We start from the raw sequence: 11,610 nt of genomic DNA on the forward strand, positions 1-11,610 counted from the left end.
AGAGACGGGCGATCCGCAAATGGATGATCGAGGATCATCGAGGCCGGACGCGGCTTCAATACCCCTTGGCGGCGATCGCTTCGCGCCAGTTCACCGCCCGGCGGGCCATGCCGATGTGCTGGCGCTCGTACATGCGGCCCTCGATCTTGATCGCGCCGCGCTTGGCGTTCTCCGCGCGGTCGAAGGCCTCGATGACGAGGCGGGCGCGGCGGACCTCCTCGTCGGAGGGGGCAAAGCAGGTGTTGGCCGGCTCGAGCTGGTTGGGGTGGATCAGGGTCTTGCCGTCGAAGCCGAGGTCGCGGGCCTGCTGGCACTCGGCCCGGCAGCCCGCCACGTCCTCGATGTCGTTCCAGACGCCGTCGAGGATGGTCAGGCCCTCGGCGCGAGCGGCCGCCAGGGTGAACATCATCCAGGGCAGCATCGGCACGCGGCCGGGCACGAGCTGGGCCCAGGTGTCCTTGGCGAGATCGTTGGTGCCCAGCACGAAGCAGGTCAGGCGGGTGCGCCGGTCGCGCTGCGCCTTGGCGATCTCCTGGATGTTGAGGATCGCCGCCGGGGTCTCGATCATCGCCCAGACGGCGATGCTCTCGGGGGCGTCGAGGGCTTCGAGGTGGTTGGCGATGCTCTCCAGCACGGCCGGGGAGGACACCTTCGGCATCAGGATCGCGTCGGGGCGGGCCTGGATCGCCGCCTTGAGGTCGGCCTCGCCCCAGGGGGTCTGGGGGGCGTTGACGCGGATGATGATCTCGCGCTCGCCGTAGCCGCCGCCCTTCACCGCAGCGCAGACCTGCTCGCGCGCGACGTCCTTGGCGTCGGGCGCCACCGCATCCTCCAGGTCGAGGATCAGCGAATCGGCCGACAGGGTCTTGGCCTTGTCGAGCGCCCTCTGGTTCGAACCGGGCATATACAGCACGCTGCGGCGCAAGCGGAGGTCGGACATCTGGCGTTCCCGTGATTTTCGCTGAAGCTTAGTGCAACACGTCAGGCGAGACACCCCGATACCGCCGGATTGACGTGGCATTCCAGCGATTTTGTTGCAACGCACGCGGCGAACGCGGTCCGCCCCGTCCGGCGACACGGATTTCGGGCCGGGCCTTGGAGGGTCGGATACGGATGAGCGAGCCCTACAAAGTGACCCCGGACGGCCTGCGCCTCGCCCTGCGCCTGACACCGCGGGCGGGCCGCGACGGGCTGGACGGTCTGGTGGCGGATGCGGAAGGGCGCGTCGCCCTGCAGGTGCGCGTGGCCGCACCGCCCGTCGCGGGCGCCGCCAACGCGGCGCTGCTCGCCTATCTGGCCAAGACCCTGAAGCTCCGCCGGTCCGATATCCGGATCGTCTCCGGCGAAACCGCCCGCCTCAAGATCGTCGCCCTGTCCGGCGACGGCGCGGCGCTCGCCGCCCGGCTGGCCGCGTGGACCGAGGGTGCCACCCTGCGCCGGTAGGGCGGTGACGCCCTCAGTGGCGGAGCGGGGCGGTAAGGCTGAAGACCACCGTATAGTCGGGGTTCTCGACCACCGGGTCCTCGGGGGAGAGCTGATACGAACCGGGATCGGCCGGCTCGATGGCTTCGAGGATCGGCACCATCGTGAAGGCCGCTGCGCCGTCGAAGGGCCGGATCGTGATCCCGGCCTCGGCATCCACCGTCTCGACGCGGCCGAAGACCTGCTCGCGGCGGATCAGGGTTCCGTCGTGATCGAGATAGGTGATGCCGACGAAGAGCGTCGCGCCGATCAGCTGATCGGCGAACCCGTCGTCCCACTCGATGCCGGATTCGTCGTGTCCGTGGTCGCTCATGCGGACAGGGATGGCGAAAAACCGACCGTCCGGCAACCCGCCCCTCAGAACAGGCGGCTGCCGTTCGGCACGGCCTGGTCGGGGCGGACCAGCACCACGGCGCCGTTCGGATCGGCGAAGCCCAGGGTGAGCACCTCCGACAGGAACTTGCCGATCTGGCGCGGCGGGAAGTTCACCACGGCGGCGACCTGCCGGCCGGGCAGGTCCTCGGCCCGGTAATGCTCGGTGATCTGGGCGCTCGACCGCTTGGTGCCGATCGCCGGACCGAAATCGATGACGAGCTTCAGGGCCGGCTTGCGCGCCTCGGGGAACGGCTCGGCCGAGACGACGGTCCCGACGCGGATATCCACCGCCAGGAAGGCGTCGAAGGGGATGGGCGGGGCGGCCGGTGCATCGGCGGGGTGGGTGACGTGCATGGACGCTCAGGCGGTGCGGAGCTGGCGGCGCTTGCCGGTGGACGACACCTGCATCAGCGCGACCATGACCAGGATGGTGCCGAGATAGACCAGGACCTGCATGCCGCTCGGGCGGTCCGTGTAGCCCACGAGGGCGTGGAGCACGCGTCCGACGAGGCTGTCCTCCCGCAGGACGGCGGAGGTGTTCCACAGGGGCCGGTCGAGCACGGTGATCAGGCCCGCATTGGTGAGGAACTGCGCCGCCTGCGCCGCAAGGCCCGCCGCCAGCAGGACGATGAGGCCGCTCGTCACCGAGAAGACGTAGCGGGTCGGGATCGCGGCGAGGCCGAAATAGCTCACCGAGGAGGTCGCTGCGCCGACGGCGACGCCGGCCAGGGCGCCGAACTGGATGTCCGGCCCGGAGGTGCCGGACGCCACGAGGCCGTAGAGGAACAGCACGAGCTCCGCACCCTCGCGCAGGATCGCGGCGCCGACCACCAGGGCGAGGCCGGCGGCCGTGCTCTGGCCGGTGCGCACCGCCTCGCCGGCGGCCCGCAACTCGCCCGCGAGCTCGCGCCCGTGCTTGGCCATCCAGGTGTTGTGCCAGATCAGCATCAGCACCGCGACGATGAGGACGCCGGCGTTGAGGATCTCCTGTCCCGCGCCCTCGAAGGCGTCGGAGATGCGTTCGGCGAAGAGCGCCACCAGGGCCGCGCCCGCGAGGCCGCCGAGGACGCCGAGGGCGATCCAGCGTCCGCGCCCGGCGATGCCGCGGGTGGCGGCGAGCACGATGCCGATGATGAGGCCCGCCTCAATGACTTCGCGGAAGGCGATGACGAAGGCTCCGATCATGCGGAGAATTCCTTTACGAGTTCACGGTCGCGGCCGAGACGGCCGCCCTACCAGATCCAGAACAGCAGCACCCAGCCGGAGACCGAGAGGGCGCAGGCGGCGGCGATGCCGAGGGTCGCCCCGAAGCGGCGCAGGCCCCGCGCCGAGAGGCCGGCCACCGACCAGGCGAGCCAGACGCTCCACAGGCTGGTGCCCAGCAGCAGCGCGGCGCGCATCTCCGAGACGTAGGGAATGAGGATGCCGTCGCCGCGCAGGAAGGTGACGGTCAGCGCCGAGAGGCCGAGGAACACGCCGCAGCCCGCCACCGGGATCAGCGCCTGGGTAAGGTGGTGGAAGCGGGCCCGCGACCAGCCGAGGGACAGGGTGGCCAGGGCCACGAGGCCCGAGAGGGAGACGCCGAGGACGATCGCGGCGGCGGCGATGTAGCCCAGCAGCAGCCCGCCATCGAGGAGGCTGAGCACGTCGTTGTGCTCGGGATAGTTCGTCAGGATGTACCAGGGCAGCGTGGTCTCGAGGGGCCAGGTCGTGCCGCGCTCGATCAGCCAGGTGGCCAGCGCCTGCTTGACGTCGATGAACCAGGGACTCGACGACCACTGGAAGGCGCCGACGGCCAGGCCCATCATGCCGAACAGGATCAGCACGGTCTGGTCGAGGCTCGGCTCGGTGCCGGCGACGTGGACGATCTCGTGGGTGGGCGAGCGCCGGGCAAGGCGCACGGCCCCGCGATAGCCGGAGCAGCGCCCGCACATGTGGCAGGCGCCCGCGCCGGTCATCGTCTTCACCGGCACCAGCGGCGCGCAGTTGAAGGTGTCACCGCGCGGCTTCGGCGAGGCCGCCCAGCCCGCGTGATCGACCTGAAAGCTCACCGGCGCGAGCTTGGCCAGCACCGCGAAGACCCCGTTGACGGGGCAGAGGTAGCGGCACCAGACCCGCTTGTTGCGGCCGTAGAGCAGCCCGACGACGATCGCCGCCACGGTGGAGCCGCCGAGCACCGCCAGCACGGGTTTGGGATAGCCGTAGACGCTGACCATCTGGCCGTAGACCGTGGTCCCGGCGAAGGCGATGAACGGCCAGCCGCCCCAGGTGATCCAGCGCGGCACGGCGCGGCCCAGGCTCCAGCGGCTGGCGAACTCGGTCAGCGCCCCCTCGGGGCAGAGGATGCCGCACCAGGCCCGGCCGACCACCACCATGCTCACCAGCACGAAGGGCCACCAGATGCCCCAGAAGGCGAACTGGGCGAAGACGGTCAGGTTGTTCCACAGGTGCGCGCTGCGGTCGGGCAGCGGCAGGAAGGCCGGCACCGCGACCAGCACGAGGTAGACGCCGACCACGCCCCACTGGATGGCGCGGATCGTGCCGCCGTGGCGCTGCATCCACTGCCCGAGTTCCGCGAGCTTCGCGTCGATCCAGGCATCCCGGACGTCACGCGGCGTCCGGGCGCCGCGCGGGGAGCCGGCGTCGTGCGGCTTGAGGGACGTCGAGGCTGCCATTCCGGTTGGGTTCGCCAGGGTTATCGGAGCCGCATCACTTCGCCACCAGGGTGGCCTTCGAGTTGGGATGGAAGTCGTCGAAGACGTCGTAGCGGCCGGGGTCGACGGTGCGGAACACGATGGAGGAGGTCGCGCCCGCGGCCAGCGCCTTCTCGCGCTTCAGTTCCACGCTCTCGAACTCCACCGGGCTGGTGCCCGTGTTGGTGATCTCGAGCTTGAAGCGGGTGTTGGCCGGGACCTCGATGACGTCCGGGGTGATGGTCCCGTCCTTCATCTCGATCTTGATGACCGGCAGATCCTCGGCACGCGCCGGACCGGCGGCGGCCAGTAGACCGGCCGCGAGGGCGGCGGTCAGGGTTCGGGAGAGAACGGCCATGGGGCTCAGTAGGCTCCCTTCTTGCCGATACCCGCGAAGGTGAAGTCCTGGATCAGGTCGAAGGGCTTGAACCACTCGGCAACGCCGGTCTCCTTGTCGACGTGGCGACCGAAATGGCTGTGCGGGCCGGGCGGCGCGACGGTGAGCTTGAGGCGGTAGCGGCCGGGGCCGGAGAGCTTGACGTTGTCGCCGTAATGCGGACCGTCATTGGCGACCATCGGCATCAGCGAACCGGTCACCTTCGGCCCGGTGGCGGCCTCGCCCTCCAGCTTGGTGATCTCGAAGCTGACCGTCAGGGACGGCACCCAGTCGCCCTCGGCGAAGCCGTTGCGGTTGTCCTTCGCCGCGTGGATGTCGGCCTCCAGATGGATGTCGGACGCGGCTGCGGCGCGCATCATGTCCGGCGGATCCATCTCGATCGGCTGCAGGTAGACGGCCCCCACCTCGATCCCGTTCTGGGTCACGTGCGGGCCGATGGGCGTCTCCTTCGCCTGGGCCCCGCTCCCGAGGGAGACGGCGCCGGCGACGAGAACGACCAGGGCGAGGGCGGAGCGGAGATTCTTGCGCATCGTGTCTAGCGCGTAGACCAGACGATAAACCAAGCAAAGAGGCTTTTTCGTCACGTTCCTTAATAAGAACAATTCCAAACTAAAGCTCTACCTGAGCGCCCAAGTAAACCCTGATGCAGTCGCGGTCGCTGATCTTGTGCGTGACTGACGACGCCAATGCCGACGCGCCGCCGTGTCGGACCCGCGTCACGCAGGCGTGAAGTCCCCCGCGTGCTTCTCCCGAGGGATCGCGCCCGTCGGAGAAAAGGTCCGGCGCGTCAGGCCCGGATAGGCCAGCGCCTGGCTGATTCCGCGCCCGGCCAGCAGGATCAGGAACGAGAGCCAGAGGCCGCCATTGCCGAGGCCGGCCGCGTGGGCGGCGAGGAGGGCGAGGCCGTAGGCCGCGCTCGCCACGAGCATGAGGTTGCGCATCGCCCGGGTCCAGGTGGCGCCGATGTAGATGCCGTCGAAGGCGAAGGGCAGCGCCGCCAGGAAGGGTGCCAGGGCCGCCGGCAGCAGGTAGAGCCGGGCCATGGCCCGCACCTCCGGGCTCGTGGTCACCGCGTCGATGAAGGCGTTGCCGGCGAGGAGGAACCCGCCCGCGATGGCGCCGCCGAAGGCGAGGCACCAGAGCAGGCTCAAGGTGGCGGCGCGGCGGAAGCGGGCCTCGTCCCGGGCGCCCACCGCCTGGCCGCACAGGGTCTCGGCGGCGGTGGCGAAGCCGTCGAGGAAGAAGCCGCCGATCATGAAGAGATTCCACAGGACGGCGTTGGCCGCCAGCACCACGTCGCCCGAGCGGGCGCCGAGCGCCGAGAACAGGGTGATGCAGCCCACCAGCAGCAGGGTCCGGATCATCACGTCGGCGTTGACGCTGAGCATCCGGGCGAGCGCCAGGGGATCGCGCACCACCCGGAACGGCACCGCGAAGGGGCGCGAGCCGAGCCGCGCCAGCAGGAGCAGGCCGAGGCCGGCGCCGGCCGCCTCGGCGATCAGGGTGGCGAGCCCGGCCCCGGCGACGCTCATGTCCGCGCCGAGGACCAGGGCCAGGGTGAGGACGATGTTGGTGAGGTTGATGGCGACCTGCAGGATCAGCCCGAGATCGGTGCGCCCGCGCCCCAGCACCGAGCCGAGGATGGCGTAGTTCGCCAGGGTGAAGGGGGCCGCGAAGATGCGGATGTGGAAATAGGCCGCCAGCGCGGCGATCACCGCGGGGCTCGCGCCGCTCAAGGAAAAGGCCGTCCGGCCGATCGGCCCCTGCAGCCCCACGATCACCAGCCCGACCACGACGGCCGCCGCGAGGGCGCGGGCCAGCGTCCGGTCGACCTCGGCGCGGTCGTTTGCCCCCACCGCCTGCGCGGTCAAACCGGCGGTGGCCATGCGCAGCGAACCGAACGACCAGAAGATCGCATCGAAGATCACCGCGCCCAGGGCCATGGCGCCGAGGAGCGCGGCATCGCCGAGCCGGCCGATCACGGTGGCGCCGACGAAGCCGAGAAGCGGCGTCGTCACGTTGGCAAGCGTCATCGGCAGCGCGAGCGCGAGGACGCGCCGGCTCGTCGCCGGGCTGGTCGAGGGCGTCATATCGATGGGGTCCTGCAGCGGCCTTCCGGGCGGCGGTCGATCCGTTCAGTGGCAGCCGCAGCCGCTGCCGCAGCTTCCGCCGCCCTCGCTCGGGGTGGGGGTCGGCTTCGCGGCCCGGCGCACGGGATCGCGACTCAGGCCCCGATCCTCCAGCTCGGACAGGTAGGTCGCCCAGCGGTTCCGGTACTCGCGCCCGAGATCGTAGAGGTAGCCCCATCCGAACAGACCGGTGTCGTGCATGTCGTCGAAGGTCAGCTTGACGGCGTAGTTGCCGATCGGCTCGACCTTGAGGATCGCCACGTCGCGCTTCGCCCCGATCACCTTGCGCTCGGAGGGCGAGTGCCCCTGGACCTCGGCCGAGGGGCTCGAGACGCGGAGATACTCCGCCGGCAGGGCGAAGCGGCCGCCATCCTCGAAGGCGACGTTGAGGGTGCGCTTGTCACCCGAGAGGCGGATCTCGGTGGGCCAGCGCTCGGATGCGGCCGGGGCCGCGTGCGGATCGACAGCCTGTTGAGTCATGGTGGCTTCCTTCCGGCCGCGTCGGCCGCACGGGTTGCATGGCCCCTGCGACCGACGCAAACTTGCCCGCGAGGGTGCGAGACCTCATATGACGTGCCATGTTAGGTTCGTCACGCGACCGCGCCAACGTTTCCTCACCCCAACAGAGCACAGAATCCCGCATGTGGGGTCCCCGCGCCACCGACGACGCTGCCCCGATCGCGCCCGCGCCGCTGATCGACCCGTTCCAGCGGGCGATCACCTACCTGCGCATCTCGGTCACCGATCGCTGCGACCTGCGCTGCGTCTACTGCATGTCCGACGACATGCAGTTCCTGCCCAAGCGCGACCTGCTCTCCCTGGAAGAACTGGACCGGCTCTGCGCCGTGTTCATCCAGCGCGGCGTGCGCAAGCTGCGCATCACCGGCGGCGAGCCGCTGGTCCGCCGCGACATCATGCACCTGTTCCGGCGCCTGTCCCGCCACCTCGACACGGGCGCGCTCGAAGAGCTGACGATGACCACCAACGGCACGCAGCTCGGCCGCTTCGCGCCCGAACTCGCCGAACTCGGCGTGCGTCGCGTCAACGTCTCCCTCGACACCCTCGACCCGGACAAGTTCCGCGCCGTGACCCGCCGGGGCGACCTGAAGGTGGTGCTCGACGGGATCGAGACGGCGCGCAAGGCGGGCATCAAGGTCAAGATCAACGCGGTGGCGCTGAAGGGCGTCAACGAGGATGAGATCGCCGACATGATCGCCTGGGCCCACGGCGACGGCATGGACATGACTCTCATCGAGGTCATGCCGCTGGGCGAGATCGAGGGCGACCGCACCGACCAGTTCCTGCCCCTCTCGGTGGCCCGCGCCCGGCTCGAGCAGCGCTACACGATGACGCCCCTGCCCGACCGCACCGGCGGCCCGGCCCGCTATGTCCGCATCGCCGAGACCGGTGGACGCCTGGGCTTCATCACGCCGCTGACCCACAATTTCTGCGAGAGCTGCAATCGGGTGCGCCTGACCTGCACGGGCAAGCTCTACATGTGCCTCGGCCAGGAGGATGCGGCCGATCTCCGCGCGGTCCTGCGCGCCTCGCCCGACGATGCCCTGGTGACCCAGGCGGTGATCGACGCCATCGCGCGCAAGCCCAAGGGCCACGACTTCGTCATCGAACGGGCCCGCCCGGCCGCCGTGCCGCGCCACATGAGCGTCACCGGCGGATAAGTCTCCGCGATGGTTTGACGCTCGGGAGCATCGCTCCTAGACCCCGCTCGTATTCAGGATACGAGCGGAGATGATGATGGCGAAGGTCGCGTTTCTGGGCCTCGGCGTGATGGGTGGCCCGATGGCCCGCCACCTCGCCGCCAAGGGCCACGAGGTCACCGTCTACAACCGCACCGCCGCCAAGGCTGAGGCCTGGGTCGCCGCCCATGGCGGCGCCTTTGCGGCTACCCCGCGCGAGGCCGCCAAGGGCCAGGCCATCGTCTTCGCCTGCGTGGGCAACGACGACGACCTGCGCAGCGTTACCCTCGGCGCGGACGGCGCCTTCGCCGGCATGGAGAAGGGCGCGGTCTTCGTCGACCACACCACCGCCTCGGCCGAGGTCGCCCGCGAGCTCGCCGACGCCGCCGGGGCCGCCGGCCTCGGCTTCATCGACGCCCCCGTCTCGGGCGGGCAGGCCGGCGCCGAGAACGCGGCCCTCACCGTGATGTGCGGCGGCGAGGCCGAGACCTATGTGGCGGTCGAGCCCGCGATCCTGTGCTTTGCCCGCGCCAGCCGCCTGATGGGCCCGGCCGGCTCCGGCCAGCTCACCAAGATGGTCAACCAGATCGCCATCGCGGGGCTGGTCCAGGGCCTGTCCGAGGCCGTGCACTTCGCCAAGCGCGCGAACCTCGACGTCGAGGCCGTGCTGGAGGTGATCTCCAAGGGCGCCGCCGGCTCCTGGCAGATGGAGAACCGCGGCAAGACCATGAACGCGGGCAAGTTCGACTTCGGCTTCGCCGTGGACTGGATGCGCAAGGACCTCGGCATCCTCCTGGCCGAGGCCCGGCGCAACGGGGCGCAGCTGCCGGTCACCGCCCTGGTCGACCAGTTCTACGCCGACGTGCAGGGCATGGGCGGCAACCGCTGGGACACCTCGTCCCTCATCGCCCGCCTGGAGAAGTAAGCGCCGCCTGCGCCCGCCCGAGGGCCTCCTCGGGCGGCGTCCAGAGCCAGTCCGGCCCCATCTGGTGCCGGAACCAGGTGAACTGGCGCTTGGCGTAGCGCCGCGTGTCGCCCTGCCCGCGCCGGATCGCCTCCGCTCGCGACAGCGTCCCGTCGAGATGCGCGATCAGGCCCGGCACCCCGTGGGCGCGCATGATCGGCAGCAGCGGGTCGAGGCGCCGGTCGCGCAGGGCCTCGACCTCGCCCAGCGCCCCGTGCGCGATCATCGCCTCGAAGCGCGCGTCGATGGCCCGGCGCAGGGCCTCGCGCTCGGGGGCCAGGAACAGCTTCACGAGCGGCAGGCCGGACAGCGGCCCGGGGGTGCGGGCCCCGTGGAATTCCGCGATGGGCCGGCCGGTCGCCGCGAACACCTCGAGGGCGCGCATCACCCGCGCCCGGTCGCTGGGGCGCAGGGCCGCCGCCCCGGCCGGGTCGCGCTCGGCCAGATCGGCGTGAAGCGCTTCCGTCGCCCGGCCCTCGGCCCGCGCCCGCAGGGCCGACCGGACGTCGTCCGGCACCGGCGGCAGCTCCGAGAGCCCCTCCTCCAGGGCCCGGAAATACAGGCCGGTGCCGCCGACGAAGATCGGCAGGCGCTTCTCCGCGCGCAGCGTGCCGATCAGCGGCGCCGCCTCGCGGGCGAAGTGCCCGGCCGAGTAGTTCACCGCGCCGTCCACGTGGCCGTAGAGCCGGTGGGGCGCCTCGGCCTCCTCGGACGCGCTCGGCCGGGCGGAGAGCCGGCGCAGGTCGGCATAGACCTGCATCGAGTCGGTGTTGATCACCACTCCGTCGAAATCGCGGGCGAGCGCCAGCGCCAGGCCCGACTTGCCCGAGGCGGTCGGCCCTGCGATGAGGATCGCCGCCGGCAAAACCTGCGCGTGCGTGCGTTGCGTGACCGGCGACACTGGCGTGGAAAACTCCCGGATGACCCTCGTCGCGATCCTGATAGCAAACGAGAGCCGCCCCGCCATCACCGATGCGGTGCTGGCCGAGACCCGGGCGGTGCTGCGCACCGAACACCAGCCCCGCATCCTGCATGGCGAGGTCGCCGCCGAGGTGCTGGTCCCCGGCGCGTCCGCCGATGCGCCGGCGCTGGCCCGGCGCCTGCGCGCGGCCCTGGCCCACGAGCCGATCGATGTGGCGGTGATCGAGGCCGGTCCGCACCGGCGCAAGCGCCTGTTCCTGGCCGACATGGACTCGACCATGATCGAGCAGGAATGCATCGACGAGCTGGCCGACACGATCGGCCTGAAGGACCGGGTCGCCGCCATCACCGAGCGGGCGATGCGGGGCGAGATCGCCTTCGGCCCGGCCCTGCGCGAGCGCGTCGCCCTCCTGCGGGACGTGCCCGTGGACACGATCGACGCGCTGATCGAAGCGCGCATCACCCTGACGCCGGGCGGACGCACCCTGGTGCGGACCATGAAGGCCCACGGCACCCACACCTGCCTGATCTCCGGGGGCTTCACCCTGTTCACCGGGCCGGTCTCGGCCCGGATCGGCTTCGACGAGGCCCACGCCACCACGCTGGGCATCCAGGACGGCCGGCTCACCGGGGAGGTGATCGAGCCGATCGTCGACAAGGAGACGAAGCGCGCGACCCTGGTCGCCCTGCGCGGCCGCTTCGGCCTCGACGCCGCGGAGACCCTGGCGGTTGGCGACGGAGCCAACGACCTCGACATGCTCGCCGAGGCCGGCCTCGGCGTCGCCTTTCGGGCCAAGCCCAAGGTGGCGGCCGCCGCGCAGGTGCGCATCGACCACGGCGACCTCACGGCGTTGCTCTACCTGCAGGGGTATTCGTCGGCCGAATTCGTGGGCTGAGCGGCGCCGCCATGCCGGGGCACCTTGGGCGGCCCCGGAATGACATGGTGCTGAGC

At 70.9% G+C, this 11,610-nt stretch carries 14 protein-coding genes; 4 read left to right on the forward strand and 10 right to left on the reverse strand.

Features of this window, described 5'->3' with window-relative positions; translation table 11 throughout:
• Positions 1-55: 55 nt before the first annotated feature.
• The gene (locus AC6EUL_RS01310; RefSeq protein WP_056211552.1) at positions 56-940 is read right to left on the reverse strand and encodes an HpcH/HpaI aldolase/citrate lyase family protein; all 885 of its coding nucleotides are present in this window, start codon (positions 938-940) and stop codon (positions 56-58) included.
• A 173-nt stretch (positions 941-1,113) separates the two neighbouring features.
• On the opposite strand from AC6EUL_RS01310, the gene AC6EUL_RS01315 reads away from it, so the two are divergent.
• The gene (locus AC6EUL_RS01315) at positions 1,114-1,443 is read left to right on the forward strand and encodes an ACR/YggU family protein (RefSeq protein ID WP_499868397.1); all 330 of its coding nucleotides are present in this window, start codon (positions 1,114-1,116) and stop codon (positions 1,441-1,443) included.
• Between the two features lie 13 nt (positions 1,444-1,456).
• Here AC6EUL_RS01315 and AC6EUL_RS01320 read toward each other — a convergent pair whose 3' ends face one another.
• From AC6EUL_RS01320 to AC6EUL_RS01355, 8 genes are all read right to left on the reverse strand, one after another.
• Complete coding sequence (locus tag AC6EUL_RS01320) at positions 1,457-1,795, reverse strand: hypothetical protein (RefSeq protein WP_499868399.1); 339 nt, start codon at positions 1,793-1,795, stop codon at positions 1,457-1,459.
• Positions 1,796-1,839: 44 nt separating this feature from the next.
• Entirely contained in the window at positions 1,840-2,211 is a 372-nt protein-coding gene (locus AC6EUL_RS01325; RefSeq protein WP_499868401.1) for a tRNA-binding protein, read from the reverse strand.
• Positions 2,212-2,217: 6 nt separating this feature from the next.
• Positions 2,218-3,042: an FTR1 family iron permease gene (locus AC6EUL_RS01330; protein WP_056211543.1), complete on the reverse strand. Its 825-nt coding sequence runs from the start codon at positions 3,040-3,042 to the stop codon at positions 2,218-2,220.
• Positions 3,043-3,089: 47 nt separating this feature from the next.
• On the reverse strand, positions 3,090-4,415 hold the full coding sequence (locus tag AC6EUL_RS01335; protein WP_244479790.1) for a 4Fe-4S binding protein: 1,326 nt from the start codon (positions 4,413-4,415) through the stop codon (positions 3,090-3,092).
• 151 nt (positions 4,416-4,566) lie between these two features.
• Complete coding sequence (locus AC6EUL_RS01340) at positions 4,567-4,908, reverse strand: cupredoxin domain-containing protein (protein ID WP_499868403.1); 342 nt, start codon at positions 4,906-4,908, stop codon at positions 4,567-4,569.
• Positions 4,909-4,913: 5 nt separating this feature from the next.
• Positions 4,914-5,477 carry an iron transporter gene (locus AC6EUL_RS01345; protein ID WP_499868405.1) on the reverse strand — a complete coding sequence of 188 codons (564 nt, stop codon included), beginning with the start codon at positions 5,475-5,477 and terminating at the stop codon, positions 4,914-4,916.
• Positions 5,478-5,663: 186 nt separating this feature from the next.
• Positions 5,664-7,037, reverse strand: a complete 1,374-nt coding sequence (locus AC6EUL_RS01350) for an MATE family efflux transporter (RefSeq protein WP_499868407.1) — start codon at positions 7,035-7,037, stop codon at positions 5,664-5,666.
• A gap of 45 nt (positions 7,038-7,082) precedes the next feature.
• Positions 7,083-7,556 carry a gamma-butyrobetaine hydroxylase family protein gene (locus tag AC6EUL_RS01355; protein WP_056211534.1) on the reverse strand — a complete coding sequence of 158 codons (474 nt, stop codon included), beginning with the start codon at positions 7,554-7,556 and terminating at the stop codon, positions 7,083-7,085.
• A gap of 161 nt (positions 7,557-7,717) precedes the next feature.
• On the opposite strand from AC6EUL_RS01355, the gene moaA reads away from it, so the two are divergent.
• The gene (moaA, locus tag AC6EUL_RS01360) at positions 7,718-8,755 is read left to right on the forward strand and encodes a GTP 3',8-cyclase MoaA (protein ID WP_056273558.1); all 1,038 of its coding nucleotides are present in this window, start codon (positions 7,718-7,720) and stop codon (positions 8,753-8,755) included.
• A gap of 76 nt (positions 8,756-8,831) precedes the next feature.
• Positions 8,832-9,698: an NAD(P)-dependent oxidoreductase gene (locus tag AC6EUL_RS01365; RefSeq protein WP_499868617.1), complete on the forward strand. Its 867-nt coding sequence runs from the start codon at positions 8,832-8,834 to the stop codon at positions 9,696-9,698.
• Here AC6EUL_RS01365 and miaA read toward each other — a convergent pair.
• Entirely contained in the window at positions 9,676-10,638 is a 963-nt protein-coding gene (miaA, locus tag AC6EUL_RS01370; RefSeq protein WP_056211530.1) for a tRNA (adenosine(37)-N6)-dimethylallyltransferase MiaA, read from the reverse strand. The genes AC6EUL_RS01365 and miaA overlap by 23 nt on opposite strands.
• Before the next feature lie 19 nt (positions 10,639-10,657).
• On the opposite strand from miaA, the gene serB reads away from it, so the two are divergent.
• A complete protein-coding gene (gene serB, locus AC6EUL_RS01375; protein ID WP_056273562.1) occupies positions 10,658-11,554 on the forward strand; it encodes a phosphoserine phosphatase SerB in 897 nt (298 codons plus the stop codon).
• The last annotated feature ends 56 nt before the right edge of the window (positions 11,555-11,610 follow it).

The sequence above is a fragment of the Methylobacterium sp. 001424705 genome (assembly GCF_059816145.1).

Excerpts from the sequence above, each read along its gene's own strand:
- AC6EUL_RS01330 (WP_056211543.1), bottom strand. The coding sequence starts at position 3,042 with ATGATCGGAGCCTTCGTCATCGCCTTCCGCGAAGTCATTGAGGCGGGC.
- AC6EUL_RS01320 (WP_499868399.1), bottom strand. The coding sequence starts at position 1,795 with ATGAGCGACCACGGACACGACGAATCCGGCATCGAGTGGGACGACGGG.
- AC6EUL_RS01325 (WP_499868401.1), bottom strand. The coding sequence starts at position 2,211 with ATGCACGTCACCCACCCCGCCGATGCACCGGCCGCCCCGCCCATCCCC.
- AC6EUL_RS01345 (WP_499868405.1), bottom strand. The coding sequence starts at position 5,477 with ATGCGCAAGAATCTCCGCTCCGCCCTCGCCCTGGTCGTTCTCGTCGCC.
- AC6EUL_RS01365 (WP_499868617.1), top strand. The coding sequence starts at position 8,832 with ATGGCGAAGGTCGCGTTTCTGGGCCTCGGCGTGATGGGTGGCCCGATG.
- AC6EUL_RS01335 (WP_244479790.1), bottom strand. The coding sequence starts at position 4,415 with ATGCAGCGCCACGGCGGCACGATCCGCGCCATCCAGTGGGGCGTGGTC.
- AC6EUL_RS01340 (WP_499868403.1), bottom strand. The coding sequence starts at position 4,908 with ATGGCCGTTCTCTCCCGAACCCTGACCGCCGCCCTCGCGGCCGGTCTA.
- AC6EUL_RS01350 (WP_499868407.1), bottom strand. The coding sequence starts at position 7,037 with ATGACGCCCTCGACCAGCCCGGCGACGAGCCGGCGCGTCCTCGCGCTC.
- moaA (WP_056273558.1), top strand. The coding sequence starts at position 7,718 with ATGTGGGGTCCCCGCGCCACCGACGACGCTGCCCCGATCGCGCCCGCG.
- AC6EUL_RS01355 (WP_056211534.1), bottom strand. The coding sequence starts at position 7,556 with ATGACTCAACAGGCTGTCGATCCGCACGCGGCCCCGGCCGCATCCGAG.
- AC6EUL_RS01315 (WP_499868397.1), top strand. The coding sequence starts at position 1,114 with ATGAGCGAGCCCTACAAAGTGACCCCGGACGGCCTGCGCCTCGCCCTG.
- serB (WP_056273562.1), top strand. The coding sequence starts at position 10,658 with ATGACCCTCGTCGCGATCCTGATAGCAAACGAGAGCCGCCCCGCCATC.
- AC6EUL_RS01310 (WP_056211552.1), bottom strand. The coding sequence starts at position 940 with ATGTCCGACCTCCGCTTGCGCCGCAGCGTGCTGTATATGCCCGGTTCG.